Origin of the sequence: Sphingomonas colocasiae (genome assembly GCF_019880585.1) — a bacterium.
GTDB classification, from domain to species: domain Bacteria; phylum Pseudomonadota; class Alphaproteobacteria; order Sphingomonadales; family Sphingomonadaceae; genus Sphingobium_A; species Sphingobium_A colocasiae.
Map to the genome: position 1 here is coordinate 865,834 of NZ_JAINVV010000004.1, position 17,093 is coordinate 882,926.

Below are 17,093 nucleotides of genomic sequence, written 5' to 3' on the forward strand. Positions count from 1 at the left end.
CGGCATGAAGCGTACGCACCTTCCCCTGAACGGCCTGCGCGTCCTCGACGCGGCCGCCCGCCATCTCAGCTTCACGCGCGCGGCCGACGAACTCGCGGTGACGCCGGCGGCGGTCGGCCAGCAGATCCGCGCGCTTGAGGATACGCTGGGCGTCGTCCTGTTCCGCCGCACCGCCAAGGGGCTGGAACTGACGCCGGAGGGCGATGCCGGTCTCGACGCGCTGCGCGCCGGCTTCCTTCAGTTCGAGGAATCGGTCCGCGCGATGCAGGCGGGGCAGAGCAGCAAATCCCTGACGATCGCCGCGCCGCGCGACTTCACCGCGAAATGGCTTGGCCCTCGGCTGGCCGAATATGGCCGGTCCGATCCGGAACTGCGCTTCACGCTGATCGCGGCCGAAGGCGATCTCGACTTCACCGAAGCCAATCTCGACCTCGCCATTCGCTTTGTCCAGGGGCCGGGCGAGCATGAGGGCGTGGCGCTGGCGGAGGGCGGTTTCGTCACCGTGGCTGCGCCGGACGGCGCCGATGCCCGGATTTCATGGCCCGGCTGCCCGGCCGATGCCGATGCCGCGCAGGTCAGCGTCGCCGATGCCGGCCTGGCGATCGACGCGGCCGCTGCCGGTTTCGGCCGCGCCTGCGTTCCGGCGTTGCTCGCCGCGAGCGACATCGCGTCGGGGCGGGTCTCCCTGGTGGGTGAGGCGCGACCGTCGCCGCTCACCTATTGGCTGATCGCGCCCTTGCCGCAATGGCGTCAGAAGAAGGTGAAAGCGCTGGTCGCGGCGCTCGGGGGTTAGGATGCGGACGATCGTTGGTGTGTTGGCGGGTCTGCTGATGGCGGGGCCGGCGATCGCCAGTACCTTTTATGACAAGACGATAAAGTGCCCGGTTGGCGGTGAGCGCTTCGTGCATCAGAGTTTGGGCAGCATCACCACCTGGGGGGCTGCGCCGGACGGCATGCCGATGGGTTCGGGCACGTTTCCGATCGTCCTGCCGCAATGCCCCGGCAACGGTCTGGTGCTCTACGAAAATTTCGATGCCGCCAAGGTGAAGCGTTTGACGTCGATCGTGATCAGCGACGAATATCGTGCGCTTCGCGGACGTGAAACCCGCTATTATCTGGCGTATTGGCTGGCGAAGTCGCTGGGCGACGTGGAAAAGGCGCCATGGCTGCTCCTGTCGGCAACCTGGGAAGCCAAGAACAAGGATGCCGCCGGAGAACAGGCGCATCGCTATGCTGGCGAATTTGTGGAGATGGTGCGCACCATGCCGGTGAGCGACACGGATTTCACATCGATCGCGCTCCGTGCGCGCGCCGCCAACGCACTTCGGGAACTGGGGCGGTTCGATGATGCGGAAGCGTTGCGATCCAGTATCGTCATTGCACCGAATGCCGGTGGCGACGAAGAGCAGGCGGCTGACAACCGAGAAGGTTGGAGCAGTTTTTTGAGAGCGCTCGCGAAACCGATCGCGCGTCGAGAAAATGGACGAATGCCGATCGACATGGTTGGCGATCGGGAGGCCGTATTTCGTTGTCTCGAGCCGGAGGATCCGGAGATCCGCGATGCGGCGCCGCTGACGCCGTTCGAGCGTGATTATTGCGCGCAACCCGATATCGCCACCTCGGTCGCGAAGATGCGCGGGATCAAGCCGGAGAATCCATGAGTCTGCCCTTGCTATCGACTGCCCGCCTTGTCTTGCGCCCTTTGGCCGAGAGTGACGCGGATGCGCTGCATGACGTGTTGTCCGACGACGAGACGATGCGTTTCTGGTCCTCCCCACCGCACGTCTCGATCGATCAGACGCGCGACTATGTGGTCGGTAATGCCGCGCAGGATGAATGGCTGACCTGGGCGATCACCGAGGGCGGCCCCGCGCTTGGCTGGGTCGTGCTGGGCGAGCACCGCCCCGGCATCCGCGAACTCGGCTATATCCTTCATCGCGATCGCTGGGGATCGGGCTATGCCGGGGAAGCCGTCGCCGCCGTCGTCAATCACGGCTTTTCGGCAATGGGGCTGCGCCGCATCTTCGCCGATTGCGATCCCGAAAATACTGGCTCTGTCCGGCTACTCGAACGGCTGGGTTTCCGCTTGGAAGGGCATCTGCGCGGCGAGTGGGAAACGCATATCGGCGTGCGTGACAGCCTGATCTTCGGTTTGCTCGCATCGGAATGGCGATGACCGGATCGCCGCCACTGCCCGACCTTTCCGATCCCGGACAGCGTGCCGATTATCGTCGTGAGTTGCGCGGCATTGCGCGAAAGACGCGTTATGCAGGGATTGCGCTGGCATGCGTCGGCGCATTGCTTGCGCTGGCGAGCAAGCGCGCCGAGGATCCGGCGATGTGGCGGCTGGGCGCGATCCTCGCACTTGCGGCGGGCGGTGGCCTGATGATCTTCGGCATGGCGCGCCGGGCGATGTATCACGCGTTGCGGACGACGCCACCGCGGCCGGCCGATCCCGATTAACGCCCGACCAGTGCGAGCGCCCGAACCATCAGCCCGTTGAAGCGCGGGCCTTCCACATCGCGGGCGGTGTTCCACGCGCCGGTCACAGCGAACCAGCGGCCCCTCTTGTCGCGCAGCAGATAGTTGAGCGAGATCACGCCGGCCTCCGATCCGCCCTTGAAACCGATATAGTCGAAGCGCGCGGCGGTAAGCGCGTCGACGCCGGGGCTGACGCCCAGGATCGCCAGCGCGTCCGGGCCGGCCGTCTTGCGCAGGCGATCGAAGACGGCTGTGGTGTCCGCCGGCGATGCGAACCATTCGACCGTGTCGATATGCAGCGGCATGCTACCGAGCTTGGCGAAATCGATGCGTTCGATGACGAGGTCGGCCGCCGCCGTTTCGAGGAGCCTGGCGCGTTGATCGGCATCGCCCTTGATCCATCGGTCGCGCAGCGCGGCATTGGCGGGCATCTTGAGCGAAAAGGCTTCGGCGGTCTTCAGGATCGGCAATGCCTTGTCCGGCGCCGCATGGCCGGTATCGCGCAGATATGCGCCCACCTTTTCGCGCCCGGCGATATCGAGCAGCGTGTCGGTCGCCGTATTGTCGCTCAGCGAGATCATCAGCGTCGCCAGGCTGTGGATCGTCAGCGGCGACGCCTTCGGCCATCTTTGCGTGATCCCCGATGGCAGCGATGCGGCACCAAGCCTGGCGACCTCGTCCCAGCGATGCTCGCCCGCGGCGATCTGGCGCGCGATCTCACCCAGGATATAGAGCTTGTAAGCGGATCCGACCGCCATCTGCCGGTCTGGATTGTGCTGGAGGATCCAGCGCGGCGGGCCGTCGCCGAGTTCGGCGATGGCGAAGGCGCTGCTGCCGGGCAGCGCCTTCACGTCATCGAGCAGCTTGCCGAGGCTGTCGTCCCTTGCCTGGCTGCCGGTGACGAGGAAACCGCCGACGCGGTATGGTGGATCACGCTCCACCACAAGGCGGATCGTCACCACGGCGCGTTCATAGCCGACCTGCACGGTGCCGATGCCATTGCCCTCAGGCACGATCTTCTGGATGCGGAGGACCGGGCCGTTCTGGTCGATCAGGCTGCGTGCGATCGCGGTGAAACGCGCCATCGGCACGTCGGAGAAGAACACCGGTGAAAAATAGGTCGTTGCGTCCGCCCGGCCGCTCAGGATCGCGGGAAGTTCGGCGGCGCGGGCGCGCAGCGCCACGTCGGGATCGCCCTGCGCCTGCGCGGGCGCCAGTGCGGCGAACAGCATCAGCAGTGCCGCGACTATCCGCATCGCGGCGCGATCCGGCCGGAACGGCGCGATGATCCGGTGCTCAGGCGTCGATCACCTCTTCGTCGACCTGCGCCGCATTCTCCTGGATGAACTGGAAACGGTGCTCGGGATTCTTGCCCATCAGCCGGTCGACGAGATCGCGCACCTGTGCGCGTTCCTCATATTCCTGGGGCAGCGTGATGCGGATCATGCCGCGGGTCTTGGGATCCATCGTTGTTTCGCGGAGCTGCTGCGGATTCATCTCGCCCAGGCCCTTGAAGCGGCTGACCTCGACCTTCTTGCCCTTGAACTCGGTCCTTTCCAGTTCGGCGCGGTGCGCGTCGTCGCGCGCATAGGCGCTCTTGCTGCCGGCGACGAGGCGGTAGAGCGGGGGCTGGGCGAGGTAGAGATGACCGCGCCGCACCAGATCCGGCATTTCCTGGAAGAAGAAGGTCATCAGCAACGTCGCGATATGCGCGCCGTCGACATCGGCGTCGGTCATGATCACGATGCGTTCGTAGCGCAGATTGTCGGGCACGCATTTCTCGCGCGTGCCGCAACCCAGCGCCAGCGCCAGATCGGCGATCTCCTGATTGGCGCCGATCTTCGCGCTGTTGGCCGATGCGACGTTCAGGATCTTGCCGCGGATCGGCAGGATAGCCTGGGTCTTGCGGTCGCGCGCCTGCTTGGCGCTGCCGCCCGCGCTGTCGCCTTCGACGATGAAGAGTTCGGTGCCGGCGGGATCGTCCGCCGAACAATCGGTGAGCTTGCCCGGCAGGCGCAGCTTGCGCGCCGACGTCGCGGTCTTGCGCTTCACGTCGCGTTCGGCCTTGCGACGCAGCCGGTCGTCCATCCGTTCGAGCACGAAGCCGAGCAGCGCCTTGCCGCGATCCATATTGTCGGCAAGGAAATGGTCGAAATGGTCACGCACCGCGCGCTCGACCAATGTCGACGCTTCCGGCGAGGTCAGCCGGTCCTTGGTCTGGCTCTGGAACTGCGGATCGCGGATGAAGACGGAGAGCATCAACTCCGATCCGGTCATCACGTCCTCGGCGGTGATGTCCTTCGCCTTTTTCTGGCCGACCAGTTCGCCGAAGGCACGGATGCCGCGCACGAGCGCGGCGCGCAAGCCGGCTTCGTGCGTGCCGCCATCGGGCGTCGGGATGGTGTTGCAATACCAGCTATAGCTGCCCTCGGACCAGAGCGGCCAGGCGACCGCCCATTCGACGCGACCCTGCGCATCCGGGAAGTCCTGCGATCCGGCGAAGAAATCGCTGGTCGCGCATTCTCGCCCGCCAAGCTGTTCGCGCAAATGGTCGGCCAGGCCGCCGGGGAACTGGAATACCGCCTCGGCCGGGGTGTCGTCGCCGATCAGTTCGGGCGCGCATTTCCAGCGGATCTCGACGCCCGCGAACAGATAGGCCTTGGACCGCGCGAGCCGATATAGCCGCTGCGGCTTGAAATGCAGGACATCGCCGAAGATCTCGTGGTCCGGCACGAACGAGACGCTGGTGCCGCGCCGGTTCTGGGTCGGGCCCAGCTTTTCAAGCGGCGACATCACATGACCCCGGGCGAAGCTCTGGCGGAACACCTCCTTGTTGCGCGCGACTTCGATGACGGTCTCGACGGAGAGCGCATTGACGACGGAGACGCCCACGCCGTGCAGGCCGCCCGATGTCGCATAGGCCTTGCCCGCGAATTTTCCGCCCGAATGGAGCGTGGTCATGATGACCTCGAGCGCCGATTTTCCCGGGAATTTGGGATGCGGATCGACCGGGATGCCCCGGCCATTGTCGACGATGGTCAGCCGGTTGCCCGGCTCCAGCGTGACTTCGATGCGCGTGGCATGGCCGGCCACGGCTTCGTCCATGGCATTGTCGAGCACTTCGGCGGCCAGGTGATGCAGCGCGCGCTCGTCGGTGCCGCCGACATACATGCCGGGGCGACGGCGTACGGGCTCCAGCCCTTCCAGGACTTCGATCGCGGAAGCGTCGTAATTGCCGGATGTCTGGGAAACGGAAGCGAACAGATCGTCGGACATGAACTAGCTATGATGGAGCGGAGTCGCGCTGGCAAGCCGCCGTTACGGGGCATCGGGATCGAAACCGCGGCGATGTGCGTTGCGAAACCTGTCCGAAATGCTGGAGGCGGGAATGCGGGCGTTCACACTGGTGGCGGCGATGATGAGCGTCGGGGCGCCGTTAGTGCCGGCCGATGCCGTTCCGACGAAGCGACCGCAACTGCGTGTCGCCACGATCTCGATGCCGTCCTGTGCGAAGGCGCGTGATGCCCGGCCCCGATCGCCTTGCATGACGGACCGGCCGGATCCATTCGCCGCGCGGAACCGTCCGGATCGGGGGCGTCGCTATCTTCCGCCCGACACCGGATATTTCAGGGATCGGGAAGCCGAGCGGGCCGATGCCGAACTTCGGTTGAAATGGCTGAAGGTGACGGCATCGATGCGCTTCTGAAGTGCGTCGGAAACTCTCCGCATAAAAGCGGTGCCCGGTGGTAATTGTGGCAAAACTGCAACGTTTTAACAAAGATCAATCCGGTGTGGATCGATTGCTGCGGCGCACGCGTTGGGAGGGGGCTTTTCGCGTGTAAGGAGTAGCGTATGCGTACCCAGTTTCTTGCCACCGCGGCGGTTCTCGCCGCGGGGTGTTCGTTTGTCCCTGCTATGGCCCAATCGACTGAAGACAGCTGGACGGGCTTTTACGTCGGCGGGTCGGTCGGCGCGACGGTCCAGCCGAACGACCAGGGTTCGTCGATCCTGTTCGATACCAACCAGGACGGCGATTTCAATAATGTGGTCAACACCTCGGGCGGCGCAAACGCGTTCTCGCCGGGGTTCTGCAACGGTGCCGCCACCAGCACGGCACCAACCGCGTGCCGCAACGACAAGGACGGAATCGAATATTTCGGCCATGTCGGCTTCGACAAGCAGATGGGCAATTTCGTGCTGGGTGCGGTCGGCGAATTCGGCAAGAACGATATTCGTGACAGCGTGAGCGGGTTCAGCACGACGCCGGCTTCCTACACGCTCACCCGCAGCCTGAAGTACAGCGCAGGCCTGCGCCTGCGCGCGGGCTACACGCCCAATGGCAAGACGCTGTTCTATGCGACGGGTGGCGGCGCCTATGGCAAGGTTCGCAACAGCTTCAGCACCACGAACACCGCGAACAGCTTCACTGACAACGGCAATTCGGACGCCTGGGGGTGGACCGCGGGTGGTGGCGTCGATCAGAAGATCGGATCGAATTTCTCGATCGGCCTCCAATATCTTTACACCAATCTCAACAATGACGATTATGTCGTGCGTGCCGGCCCCGGCACCGCGCCGCCGACCAATCCGTTCCTGCTGGTGAATTCCAGCGGCACGGACATGCAGCGCAGCGACGACAAGTTCCGCTATCACAGCATCCGGGCGACGGCATCGTTCCGTTTCTGAACGGATCGACGGGCAAAGAAAAAGGCCGGCGGAAACGCCGGCCTTTTTTGTTTCAGCGCACGCGCGGCCCGCCAAAGGGCAGGGGCGGGGGCGGCCGGCGGTCGCGGCGCGGAAGCTGCGCCTGATAGGCCTGGCCGCAATGCTGGACGCAATAGGGAAAGCCCGGATTCACCTGGACGCCGCAAAAGTGGAAATCGGGTTCGCCGGGGTGGCCCATCGGCCATTTGCAGATCCGATCATTGAGATCGAGCAGGCTGGTCTTGCCCGCGATCTCGGCGCTGGGCTTGGCCGGAACCAGCCGGCGGGGCGGGGCGGGCGGGATCGGCGCCTGCTGGTCGCCCGGGCCCTGGCGCAGGAAGCCGCCGGGGCCGATCGAGCGCAGAATGGGTTCGGCGGGCTGAGCCGGGGTGGCGGGCGCCGCCGGGGCGGCGGCAACCGGCGGGCGCGGCGCAGGCGCCGGGCGCGGCGCCGGGGCGGCGGCCGGCTGCGGCGCCGCTTCCGCTTTCTTGGGTGCCGCCGGCTTCTTGGGCGGCGGATTGCCGTCCTTTTCCTTCACGGGCGAAGGGCGCGACTGGAGGCCCAGCCGGTGCGCCTTGCCGATCACGGCGTTACGGCTGACGCCGCCGAGTTCCACCGCGATCTGGCTGGCGGTCATGCCGCCTTCCCACATGGTCTTGAGCTGGTCGATGCGTTCGTCGGTCCAGGCCATGGATGCTCCTCAAAAAATCAAATCTCTGTGCCCGTATCGTCCGGCTTGCGGGCTGCATGCGAAGCCGATAGGCGATCAGGCGATGAACGACCACCCCGATTCAACGACGGATGCGCCCGGCGGGTTCTCGCCCGTCATGGGGCGCGAGCCTGGCGTGCCGCTGATCCGCAACGTGAACTGGGGTGGATTGCGTGCCCTCTATATCAAGGAGGTGCGGCGTTTCTTCAAGGTCCAGCTCCAGACGATCTGGGCGCCCGCGATCACGACATTGCTGTTTCTGGTGATTTTCTCGGTCGCGCTGGGTGGTTCCGGCCGTACGGTGATGGGCGTTCCCTTCCCCGATTTCATCGCGCCCGGCCTCATCATCATGGGGATGATGCAGAACGCCTTCGCCAATTCCAGCTTCTCGCTCCTGGTCGGCAAGATCCAGGGAACCATCGTCGATTATCTGATGCCACCGTTGTCGACGAGCGAGCTGCTGGCGGCCTTGTGCGCCGGGGCCGTCACCCGCGCGATCCTGGTCGGGCTCGCCGTCTGGGGCGCTATGGCGCTGTGGCCCGGCGTCCATGTAACACCCAGCCACCCCTGGGCGATCCTCTGGTTCGGCCTGATGGGATCGCTGTTCCTGGCGCTGCTCGGCGTGCTGACCTCGATCTGGGCGGAGAAGTTCGACCATGCCGCCGCCGTCACCAATTTCGTGATCGCGCCGCTCTCGCTGCTGTCGGGCACCTTCTATTCGGTCGATCGGCTGGCGCCGCTGTTTCAGGGGATCAGCCATGCCAATCCCTTCTTCTATGTCATCTCCGGCTTTCGCTACGGATTTCTGAGCGAGGCGGATTCGCCGATCCTGTTCGGCGCGCTGCTGCTGCTCGCGCTCAACGCGGCGCTCGGCGTGCTTTGCTATGCGCTGCTGCGCTCGGGCTGGAAGATCAAAAGCTAGAACCGACGGCCATTCGGCCCATAGAGCATCGTGTGGAAAAGCCTGCCCCCGCGTAGGCGGGGGTGGGAACCGGTTTTCCGCGAAAACGATGCGATCACAAATATCTGGAGCAGGCTGCGCGATTCGGATTTCGCGCGGCCTGCTCCAGCGAGCCGAACAGCCGTCGGTGCTGAAGATCAGGACGCCTTGGCGCCCTTGTTGCAGGTCGCGAGCTGTTCGCTGTCGAGCGTCATCTCGCCGATCGCGAAGGTTTCGACCGTCCCCACCTTGCGCGCCAGATCCTTGCAGGTCCGTTCGGCGGCGACGCGTCGCTGATCGGCCGGCCCCTGGCACTTGCCGTCGGCGCAACGCCACAATTTGCTGTCGATCACGATCTGCGCGGGCAGGGGCGCATCGCCGCCGATGGTCGCGATGCCCGCGGGGGCCGCGAATGCCGGTGCGGGAACGACCGCGAGCGCGGAAAGGCAGAGGGAAAGGATGCGTTTCATCGGGATACTCCCATTCGGTGCGGGTCAGGTTTGATTGCGATCGGCGCAATACGCTTGCGACTCTGGATGATCTATGAGTAGAAAACCGTGTTTCCTTGCTGATCGTCCAGGAGACTGAGAATGGACGCGATCGACGACGTGTTTGGTGCGATGCGGACCCATACCGCGCTCTATTGCCGGATCGAGGGCAGCGCGCCCTGGGGCGTCGCCTTTGTCCGTGGGCGTGCGGCGCGGTTCGGGCTGGTCGTGCGCGGCGGCTGCTGGCTGACGGTGGATGGCGGCGAACCGATCGCGCTGACGGCCGGCGATTGCTACGTCATCGCGCACGGTGCCCAATATTCACTGCAGGATCGGCCCGATTCCCCGACGCGTTTCTGCTTCGATGCCCTGCGCGAGCACAGCCATCATGTGGTCCGGCTGGGTGGCGGTGGCGAGCCGGCGACGGTGGTCACCGGCTGGTTCATGTTCGACACGCTGGGCGCGAAGCCTTTGTTCGACCTGATGCCGGAACTGATCCTGACGCGGATGGACGACGATCGTTCGCAAATGATCCAGACGACGCTGCAGCTTTTCGCCACCGAAACGGGGCGGCGCGAAATGGGCACATCGATCGTGGTGAGCCGGCTGGCGGACATTCTCTTCATCCAGGCGATCCGCGCCTATGCGCAAAGCGCGGGCGACGAGGCCGGCGGATGGCTGGGCGCGCTCGGCGATGCGCGGCTCGCATCGGTGTTCAGCGCGATCCATACCTCCGTCGAACATGGCTGGACTGTCGAGGAACTGGCCGGGATCGCGGGCATGTCGCGCTCCGCCTTCGCCGCGCGTTTCCGTGAGCGCGTCGGCCTGACCCCGCTCGATTATGTGACGCGCTGGCGGATGTTCCGCGCCGGCACGATGCTGCGCCGGAAACAGGGGTCGGTGGCGGAAGTGGCGCACCGGATCGGCTATGAGAACGAGTCCGCCTTTTCCAAGGCGTTCAAGCGTACGACGGGGGTGACGCCCGGCGTCTATCGCCGTTCGGCGGGGGAAGCGGCGATCCGGCCACCCCGTGCTGAGCCGCATCCCCGCGCGGATGGGCGCAGTGCCACGGCCACGGCGGACGCCGCCTGACCCCCATGTTCGCGAACAGGCTGTGTGACGGTGGCTGCCGTCAAAGCGTCATGAAAGCGCAACCGATCTAACACCACGCTGCAATCGCGCCTGCCTATCGGCCCCCTCGACAAAAAAGGGGTTCGATATGCGCATGATTCTTTCCGGTGGCGTCTCGCTGCTTGCGATGTTGGCGGCAGCGCCGGTGCTGGCGCAGGAGGCGGGCGGTGAAGCGCCGGGCGACGAGATCGTCGTGACCGGACAGCGCGCGCAACAGGAACGCTCGATCGAGCTCAAGCGTGACGCGATCGGGATCCTCGATGTCGCGGCCGCCGACGAGATCGGCCAATTGCCCGATCGCAACGTCGCCGAGGTGATCGAGCGATTGCCCGGCGTCGGCGTTCAGTACGATCAGGGCGAAGGGCGTTACGTGGCGATCCGCGGCATTCCCTCCGATCTCAACAATTATACCGTCAATGGCTTCGAACTCGGCAATCCCGACGGCAATACGCGGCGGCTGCCGCTCGACGTGGTGTCCGGCCAGCTTCTCAACCGGGTCGAGGTGACCAAGGCCAAGACGGCGGATCTCGACGGACAGGGCATCGGCGGCACCGTCAATCTCGTCACCCAGACCGCGTTCGACTTCCGCGAGCCCTTCATCGTCAGCGCCAATGCGCAGGTCGGCTATCAGACTCTCAACGACAAGGCGCCGATCCGTGGCGATATCAGCATCGGCGGCCGCTTCGGCGCCGATGAGCAGTTCGGCATCCTGGTGGGCGGAGCCTATTCGAAGCGCGATTTCCAGAGCTTCGGCGTCTTCCCTGACGACTGGGCCGATTATCCGGGCGCGAAGCGCGGCGGCATGCCCATCAACAACAAGTTCACCGACTATCAGCTCGAACGCGAGCGGATCGGCGCGGTCGGCTCGCTGGACTGGCGCGTGGGCACCACCACGCAACTCTATGTTCGCGGCCTCTACAGCAAGTTCACCGAGAACGAGTATCGCCAGCGCTACCGGATCGATTTCGCCACCGCCGCCCAGCGTGCCGCCGGCACCGTGACGCTCAATCCCGATGGTGTGACCGGTGTTTCCACCGTGACCGAGCAGCGTTCGGATCTGCGGCTGGAATATAAGGAAAAATCGGTCCTGGTCGGCATGCTCGGCGGCAAGACCGAACTGGACGACTGGATTTTCGACTATGGTCTCGCGCGCTCGCACAATCGGGTGGTCGAGCCCAACGAGCTCTGGCAGTTCCGTGGCAATCCCGGCGCCGTCGATTTCGACTTTTCGGACAAGCTGTTCACGGCGACGCCGCGCACGCCGCTCACCCCGGCCGGCCTCGGTTTCCGCCAATATACGGTGCAGGACGAAAGCGGCGACGAATATATCTGGACCGGCCGGCTGGACGTGACGCGCAAGCTGGCGCTTGGCGAGAACAGCTTCATCAAGCTCGGCGGCAAATATCGGGCGACCGACAAGGATTTCGATTCCAACAACACCGTCTATGCGCGCGGCGCCAACGCGGCGACGCGCTTCACGCTCGGCCAGTTCAATCTCCAGGGCGATCCGGTGACCTCCTATCCGCGCCGGGGACGCGGATATCTGATCACGCCGACGATCGGCGCGGATGCGATCGCGGCCTTCACCAAGGATCCGGCCAACGCCAAGTATTTCGTGATCGACACCGCGACCTCGCTCGCCAACGCGACATTGCTCGACATCGATCTCGATGAGAATATCGCGTCGGGCTATGTCATGGCCAATCTCGATTTCGGCGCGATCACGGTCACGCCGGGCCTGCGCGTCGAGCGCACGGACCTGACCATCCAGGGCTTCCAGCTCCAGAACGGCACGACGGTGGTGCCGGTGACCGAGCGCCACAAATATACCGATTTCCTGCCCAGCCTGATCGTGCGGGTCGAACCGGCGCGGAACATGGTCATGCGCTTCGCCTATACACGCAGCGTGGGGCGGCCCAATTATTCGGACCTGACGCCGGGCGGCGCGATCTCGTACGAGGACAATGGCGACGGCACGTTCGACGGATCGGTCTCGCTCGGCAATCCGCAGCTCAAGCCCTATGTGTCCGATGGGCTGGATGCGACGGCTGAATGGTATTTCGCCAAGGGCGGTATGCTCTCGATCGGCGCCTTCGCGAAGTTCATCAAGAATCCGATCTACACCAGCAGCTACACGCTGCTGAACACGCCCTATGGCGGGCGGACTTATGCGATCCTCGGCTTTTCGCAGAAACTCAACGGCGACAGTGCCGAGATACTGGGGCTTGAGGCGGCCTATCGCCAGCAGTTCGATTTCCTGCCCGGCTTCTGGTCCGGCTTCGGCATCGAAGCCAATGTGACCTTCATCGATTCCGATCTGACGGTGCCGGGCCGCGTCGATCCCGCCGCCTTCCCCGAACAGTCCGAATTGCTCTTCGGCGCGCAGCTCTTCTATCAGAAGGGCCCGATCGAGGCGTCGATCGCCTATCACCATACCGGCCGCGCGCTGATTTCGCTGGGCGCGAACGCGCTGACCGATCAGCATAATGACGATCTCCGCCGCCTGGACGCCAAGGCGAGCTTCGCGATCACCGAGAATATCAAGCTGTTCTTCGAGGCGCAGAACCTGACCGACGAGCCGACCCGCCAGTATCAGGGCGGCCGGCGCGACTGGATCATCCAGAACGAGCGTTATGGCCGGACCTTCTATTCCGGCGCGTCGGTGCGCTTTTGATCGCCGCGCTCGCCCTTTCGCTCGCCGCCATCGCCGCGCCCGAAGCGGGGCAGGGCGTGGCGGCCGGCGCCGCTCATGTCTACGCGATCGACAATGCGGAGATCGGCAAATACGAGAAGCTGAGCGGTCGGCGCGTGGCGCATTGGCAGGGCGACCGTGCCTTGTTCCCGCATATCAACAGTTGCGCGGTGGTGAAGGCCCAACTGGTCTGCGCCGCTTCCAACTATCCGCAGGTGCCGATGGCGAGCAGCGTCGAGATCTTCGACGCGAAGACGCTGCGCCATATCCGCACCCACAGCCTGGGGCGGATGTACGGATCGTTGACCGTGCTCGACTGGCATCGCGGCGCCTGGTGGGCGGTGTTCGCCAATTATGACGATCGCGGCGGCGAGCCCGGGCGTGACCATCGCTTCACCACGCTGGTGAAGATGGATGCGGCGTTCCGCCCGCTCGAATCCTGGCTGTTTCCGAGCGCTGTCCTCGAGCGCTTCGCGCCGAAAAGCGCGTCCGGAGCGGCGTGGGGCGATGACGGGCTGCTTTATGTGAGCGGCCATGACCGGCCTGAAATCTATGCATTGCGGCTGCCCGAGGCGGGCACGCGGCTCGAACTGGTCGCGACGCTTCCGGTGTCCACGCCCGGACAGGCGATCGACTGGGATCCCGTGGCGCCGCGCACGCTATGGAGCATCGATCGCAAGGCGGCGCGCATGGTCTCCACGCCGATCCCCGCCATCGCGCGCTGAAGCGGAAACAGGCGGGGTTGTTGAGCCGCGTGCGCGCCTGTATAGCGCGCTGCGCGCGAGGCGACCGTCACGGGTCGCCTTTTTGCGTTTCTGCCGATCTCAAGGAGGAGTACCCAAGCGATGACCATCACGCCTCTCATGCCCGTCTATCCGCGGAGTGAGGTGCGTCCGGTCCGAGGCGAGGGGTGCTACCTGATCGGCGAACGCGGCGAACGATATCTCGATTTCGCGAGCGGCATCGCGGTGAACCTGCTGGGGCACGGCCATCCGCACCTGACCAGGGCGATCCAGGATCAGGCGGCGACGCTGATGCATGTCTCCAATCTCTACGGTTCGCCGCAGGGCGAGGCGTTCGCGCAGCGGCTGGTGGAAAACACCTTCGCCGACACCGTCTTCTTCACCAATTCGGGCGCGGAAGCCGTCGAATGCGCGATCAAGACCGCGCGCCGCTATCATCACGTCAAGGGCAACGGCCACAAGCATGAGCTGATCGCCTTCTCCAACGCCTTTCACGGCCGCACGCTCGGCACGATCAGCGCGACCAATCAGGAGAAGATGCGCGACGGGTTCGAACCGCTGTTGCCCGGTTTCGCTTATGCCCAGTTCGACGATCTCGAAGGCGCCAGGGCGCTGGTGAACGAACGCACCGCCGGTTTCCTGGTCGAGCCGATCCAGGGCGAAGGCGGCATCCGCCCGGCGAGCGATGCCTTCATGAAGGGCCTGCGCCAGCTCTGCGACGAGCATGATCTGATGCTGGTGCTCGACGAGGTGCAGAGTGGCGTCGCGCGCAGCGGCACGCTTTATGCCTATGAGCAATACGGGATCGAGCCCGATATCATGGCGACCGCCAAGGGCATCGGCGGCGGTTTCCCGATGGGCGCGTGCCTGGCGACCGAAAAGGCGGCGGCCGGCATGGTGATCGGCACCCATGGCTCCACCTATGGCGGCAATCCGCTTGCCATGGCGGCCGGCCAGGCGGTGTTCGACGTGATCCTGGAACCGGGTTTCCTCGAACAGGTCAATCGCATGGGCGATCGGCTGGTCCAGGCACTCGAACAGTTCATTCCCAATCATGACGATCTGTTCGAAGGCGTGCGTGGTCGTGGGCTGATGCTCGGGCTCAAGATGAAGGTGGATAGCCGTGCCTTCGTCGCGCACCTGCGCAAGCACGGGCTGCTGACCGTGGCGGCGGGCGACAATGTCGTCCGCGTCCTGCCGCCGTTGGTGATCGAGGATGCGCATGTCGCGGAGTTTATCGAGAAGCTGTCGCTCGGCGCTTCCACCTATGGGGCAACCGTCGAATGACCCGGCATTTCCTCGATCTCGCCGATGCGGGCGGCGATGCGGTCGCCGCGATGTTGGCCAATGCGCTGGACCGCAAGGCCGCGCGCAAGGGCATGCCCAACGGGCAGGCCGATCGCGACGCGCCGCTTGCGGGCCATGTTCTGGGCATGATCTTCGAGAAGAACTCGACGCGCACGCGCGTCTCGTTCGATATGGCGATCCGCCAATTGGGCGGCACCAGCATCGTGATGGATGCCGGCACGACGCAGCTTGGCCGCGGCGAGACGGTGGCGGACACCGCGCGCGTGCTCAGCCGTTATGTCGATGCGATCATGATCCGTACCGACGATCATGCGAAGATCCGCGAAATGGCGGATTATGCGACCGTGCCGGTGATCAACGGGCTCACGGACGCTTCGCATCCCTGCCAGATCGTCGCCGATCTGCTGACCGTGATCGAGCACGGCAAGGCTCTGCCCGGCTCGAAATGGGCATGGCTGGGTGACGGCAACAATGTGCTCCATTCGATCGTCGAGGCCGCCGGGCTGCTCAAATTCTCGGTCGCGATCGGCTGCCCGGCGGGTTACGATCCCAGCGGCGGTTATGTGGAGGCGGCGCGCGCGCGCGGCGCCGATATCCGGATCTTCCGCGATGCGCGCGCCGCTGCCGCCGATGCCGATGTGGTCGTCACCGATACCTGGATCTCGATGGGGCAGGATCATGCCGAAGAGAAGCTGGCGGCGATGATGCCCTATCAGGTGACCAGCGAGCTGATGGCCTATGCGCGATCGGATGCGGTGTTCCTCCACTGTCTGCCCGCGCATCGCGGCGAGGAAGTGGTCGACGCGGTGATCGACGGCCCACGCTCGGTGATCTGGGACGAGGCCGAGAACCGGCTGCACGCGCAGAAGTCCGTCCTGCTGTGGGCGCTCGGCCGCATCGGTTGAACCGCGCCAACTGAAGCCTATCTTTGTCCTTCCCGCATGGGCGGGAGGGACATTGGGGCGTGCCCCACGCGGAAATGAGATCATGACAGCCAATCTCGACACTTTGCTCGGTTTCACCATTCCCGGCCATCATGCGCGCGGGCGGCTGGTGCGGCTCGGGCCGGTACTGGACGAGATTCTCGCCGCGCACCGCTATCCGCCTGTGATCGAGAAGGTGCTGGCGGAGGCGCTGGCACTCACCGCGCTGCTTGGCTCGACGCTCAAGGACGATGCCGGGCAGATGACGCTGCAGGCGCAGACCGAGAATGGCGTGATCGATCTGCTGGTCTGCGATTATCGCGATGGCGAACTGCGCGGCTATGTGAAGTTCGATGGCGACCGGCTTGCCGAGATTCCCGCCGATCCGACGCTTTTTGCGTTGTTCGGCAAGGGCTATCTGGCGATCACCTTCGATCAGGCGGTGTCGGGCGAGCGCTATCAGGGCATCGTGCCGCTGGAGGGGACATCGCTGGCCGATGCGGCGGAGAATTACTTCTGCCAATCCGAACAGATCCCCACGCTTGTCCGCTTCACCGCCATGCAGGGCGGCGATGACGGATGCCGTGTCGGTGGCCTGCTGCTTCAGCATCTGCCCGAGGGCGAGCAGGGCCGGGAGCGGTTGCATACCCGGCTCGATCACCCCGAATGGGAGCATGTCCGCATGCTCGGCGAGACGATCCGGGGCGAGGAACTGACCGATCCCGACTTGCCGCTCGAGACGCTGGTGTGGCGGCTGTTCAATGAGGAGGACGAGGTCCGGCTGCTGGCCGAGGCGTCGCTTCGCAAGGGCTGTCGCTGCGATCCCGCGCATATCCGCGACGTCATCGGCCGGTTTCCGGCCGAGGAGCGGCGCGAGATGGCGGGCGAAAACGGCGTCATCAGCGTCGACTGTGCCTTTTGCGCGCGGATTTTCCCGATTCCGCTGGAGACGGTGGAGAGCTGACGGGGCTTGA

At 65.0% G+C, this 17,093-nt stretch carries 16 protein-coding genes; 12 read left to right on the forward strand and 4 right to left on the reverse strand.

Going from position 1 to position 17,093, the window contains the following annotated elements; all coding sequences use genetic code 11:
* The first annotated feature begins 4 nt into the window (after positions 1–4).
* The 4 genes from K7G82_RS10455 to K7G82_RS10470 are packed head-to-tail and all read left to right on the forward strand — an operon-like array spanning position 5 to position 2,463.
* Complete coding sequence (locus tag K7G82_RS10455; protein ID WP_222989777.1) at positions 5–793, forward strand: LysR family transcriptional regulator; 789 nt, start codon at positions 5–7, stop codon at positions 791–793.
* 1 nt (position 794) lies between these two features.
* A complete protein-coding gene (locus K7G82_RS10460) occupies positions 795–1,661 on the forward strand; it encodes a hypothetical protein (RefSeq protein WP_222989778.1) in 867 nt (288 codons plus the stop codon).
* The gene (locus K7G82_RS10465; RefSeq protein WP_222989779.1) at positions 1,658–2,176 is read left to right on the forward strand and encodes a GNAT family N-acetyltransferase; all 519 of its coding nucleotides are present in this window, start codon (positions 1,658–1,660) and stop codon (positions 2,174–2,176) included. Before K7G82_RS10460 ends, K7G82_RS10465 begins: the two co-directional genes overlap by 4 nt.
* Positions 2,173–2,463, forward strand: a complete 291-nt coding sequence (locus K7G82_RS10470) for a hypothetical protein (protein WP_222989780.1) — start codon at positions 2,173–2,175, stop codon at positions 2,461–2,463. The genes K7G82_RS10465 and K7G82_RS10470 overlap by 4 nt, the downstream gene beginning before the upstream one ends.
* On the opposite strand, the gene K7G82_RS10475 is transcribed toward K7G82_RS10470, so the two are convergent.
* Positions 2,460–3,737, reverse strand: coding sequence for a serine hydrolase (locus K7G82_RS10475; protein ID WP_222989781.1), 1,278 nt, complete (start codon positions 3,735–3,737; stop codon positions 2,460–2,462). The genes K7G82_RS10470 and K7G82_RS10475 overlap by 4 nt on opposite strands.
* A 40-nt stretch (positions 3,738–3,777) precedes the next feature.
* Complete coding sequence (gene parE / locus K7G82_RS10480) at positions 3,778–5,757, reverse strand: DNA topoisomerase IV subunit B (protein ID WP_222989782.1); 1,980 nt, start codon at positions 5,755–5,757, stop codon at positions 3,778–3,780.
* Positions 5,758–6,333: 576 nt separating this feature from the next.
* On the opposite strand from parE, the gene K7G82_RS10485 reads away from it, so the two are divergent.
* Positions 6,334–7,167 (forward strand): outer membrane protein, encoded by an 834-nt coding sequence (locus tag K7G82_RS10485; protein WP_222989783.1) that lies wholly within the window; start codon positions 6,334–6,336, stop codon positions 7,165–7,167.
* A 52-nt stretch (positions 7,168–7,219) separates the two neighbouring features.
* On the opposite strand, the gene K7G82_RS10490 is transcribed toward K7G82_RS10485, so the two are convergent.
* Positions 7,220–7,876: a GcrA family cell cycle regulator gene (locus tag K7G82_RS10490; RefSeq protein WP_222989784.1), complete on the reverse strand. Its 657-nt coding sequence runs from the start codon at positions 7,874–7,876 to the stop codon at positions 7,220–7,222.
* A gap of 82 nt (positions 7,877–7,958) precedes the next feature.
* Here K7G82_RS10490 and K7G82_RS10495 point away from each other — a divergent pair, with 82 nt between their 5' ends.
* On the forward strand, positions 7,959–8,816 hold the full coding sequence (locus K7G82_RS10495; RefSeq protein ID WP_425517258.1) for an ABC transporter permease: 858 nt from the start codon (positions 7,959–7,961) through the stop codon (positions 8,814–8,816).
* A 176-nt stretch (positions 8,817–8,992) separates the two neighbouring features.
* Here K7G82_RS10495 and K7G82_RS10500 read toward each other — a convergent pair whose 3' ends face one another.
* Positions 8,993–9,304 carry a DUF8200 family protein gene (locus tag K7G82_RS10500; protein ID WP_222989785.1) on the reverse strand — a complete coding sequence of 104 codons (312 nt, stop codon included), beginning with the start codon at positions 9,302–9,304 and terminating at the stop codon, positions 8,993–8,995.
* 120 nt (positions 9,305–9,424) lie between these two features.
* Here K7G82_RS10500 and K7G82_RS10505 point away from each other — a divergent pair, with 120 nt between their 5' ends.
* The 6 genes from K7G82_RS10505 (at position 9,425) to hslO (ending at position 17,083) form a co-directional block, all read left to right on the forward strand.
* Complete coding sequence (locus K7G82_RS10505; RefSeq protein ID WP_222989786.1) at positions 9,425–10,414, forward strand: AraC family transcriptional regulator; 990 nt, start codon at positions 9,425–9,427, stop codon at positions 10,412–10,414.
* Between the two features lie 127 nt (positions 10,415–10,541).
* Positions 10,542–13,127: a TonB-dependent receptor gene (locus K7G82_RS10510; RefSeq protein ID WP_222989787.1), complete on the forward strand. Its 2,586-nt coding sequence runs from the start codon at positions 10,542–10,544 to the stop codon at positions 13,125–13,127.
* Complete coding sequence (locus K7G82_RS10515) at positions 13,124–13,870, forward strand: hypothetical protein (protein WP_246623402.1); 747 nt, start codon at positions 13,124–13,126, stop codon at positions 13,868–13,870. Before K7G82_RS10510 ends, K7G82_RS10515 begins: the two co-directional genes overlap by 4 nt.
* Before the next feature lie 120 nt (positions 13,871–13,990).
* Positions 13,991–15,175 carry an aspartate aminotransferase family protein gene (locus K7G82_RS10520; protein WP_222989788.1) on the forward strand — a complete coding sequence of 395 codons (1,185 nt, stop codon included), beginning with the start codon at positions 13,991–13,993 and terminating at the stop codon, positions 15,173–15,175.
* On the forward strand, positions 15,172–16,101 hold the full coding sequence (gene argF / locus K7G82_RS10525) for an ornithine carbamoyltransferase (RefSeq protein WP_222989789.1): 930 nt from the start codon (positions 15,172–15,174) through the stop codon (positions 16,099–16,101). The genes K7G82_RS10520 and argF overlap by 4 nt, the downstream gene beginning before the upstream one ends.
* Before the next feature lie 82 nt (positions 16,102–16,183).
* Positions 16,184–17,083 (forward strand): Hsp33 family molecular chaperone HslO, encoded by a 900-nt coding sequence (hslO, locus tag K7G82_RS10530; RefSeq protein WP_222989790.1) that lies wholly within the window; start codon positions 16,184–16,186, stop codon positions 17,081–17,083.
* The last annotated feature ends 10 nt before the right edge of the window (positions 17,084–17,093 follow it).

Excerpts from the sequence above, each read along its gene's own strand:
- K7G82_RS10520 (WP_222989788.1), top strand. The coding sequence starts at position 13,991 with ATGACCATCACGCCTCTCATGCCCGTCTATCCGCGGAGTGAGGTGCGT.
- K7G82_RS10455 (WP_222989777.1), top strand. The coding sequence starts at position 5 with ATGAAGCGTACGCACCTTCCCCTGAACGGCCTGCGCGTCCTCGACGCG.
- K7G82_RS10500 (WP_222989785.1), bottom strand. The coding sequence starts at position 9,304 with ATGAAACGCATCCTTTCCCTCTGCCTTTCCGCGCTCGCGGTCGTTCCC.
- parE (WP_222989782.1), bottom strand. The coding sequence starts at position 5,757 with ATGTCCGACGATCTGTTCGCTTCCGTTTCCCAGACATCCGGCAATTAC.
- K7G82_RS10475 (WP_222989781.1), bottom strand. The coding sequence starts at position 3,737 with ATGCGGATAGTCGCGGCACTGCTGATGCTGTTCGCCGCACTGGCGCCC.
- K7G82_RS10505 (WP_222989786.1), top strand. The coding sequence starts at position 9,425 with ATGGACGCGATCGACGACGTGTTTGGTGCGATGCGGACCCATACCGCG.
- K7G82_RS10465 (WP_222989779.1), top strand. The coding sequence starts at position 1,658 with ATGAGTCTGCCCTTGCTATCGACTGCCCGCCTTGTCTTGCGCCCTTTG.
- K7G82_RS10495 (WP_425517258.1), top strand. The coding sequence starts at position 7,959 with ATGAACGACCACCCCGATTCAACGACGGATGCGCCCGGCGGGTTCTCG.
- K7G82_RS10470 (WP_222989780.1), top strand. The coding sequence starts at position 2,173 with ATGACCGGATCGCCGCCACTGCCCGACCTTTCCGATCCCGGACAGCGT.
- K7G82_RS10485 (WP_222989783.1), top strand. The coding sequence starts at position 6,334 with ATGCGTACCCAGTTTCTTGCCACCGCGGCGGTTCTCGCCGCGGGGTGT.
- K7G82_RS10490 (WP_222989784.1), bottom strand. The coding sequence starts at position 7,876 with ATGGCCTGGACCGACGAACGCATCGACCAGCTCAAGACCATGTGGGAA.
- K7G82_RS10460 (WP_222989778.1), top strand. The coding sequence starts at position 795 with ATGCGGACGATCGTTGGTGTGTTGGCGGGTCTGCTGATGGCGGGGCCG.
- K7G82_RS10510 (WP_222989787.1), top strand. The coding sequence starts at position 10,542 with ATGCGCATGATTCTTTCCGGTGGCGTCTCGCTGCTTGCGATGTTGGCG.
- hslO (WP_222989790.1), top strand. The coding sequence starts at position 16,184 with ATGACAGCCAATCTCGACACTTTGCTCGGTTTCACCATTCCCGGCCAT.
- argF (WP_222989789.1), top strand. The coding sequence starts at position 15,172 with ATGACCCGGCATTTCCTCGATCTCGCCGATGCGGGCGGCGATGCGGTC.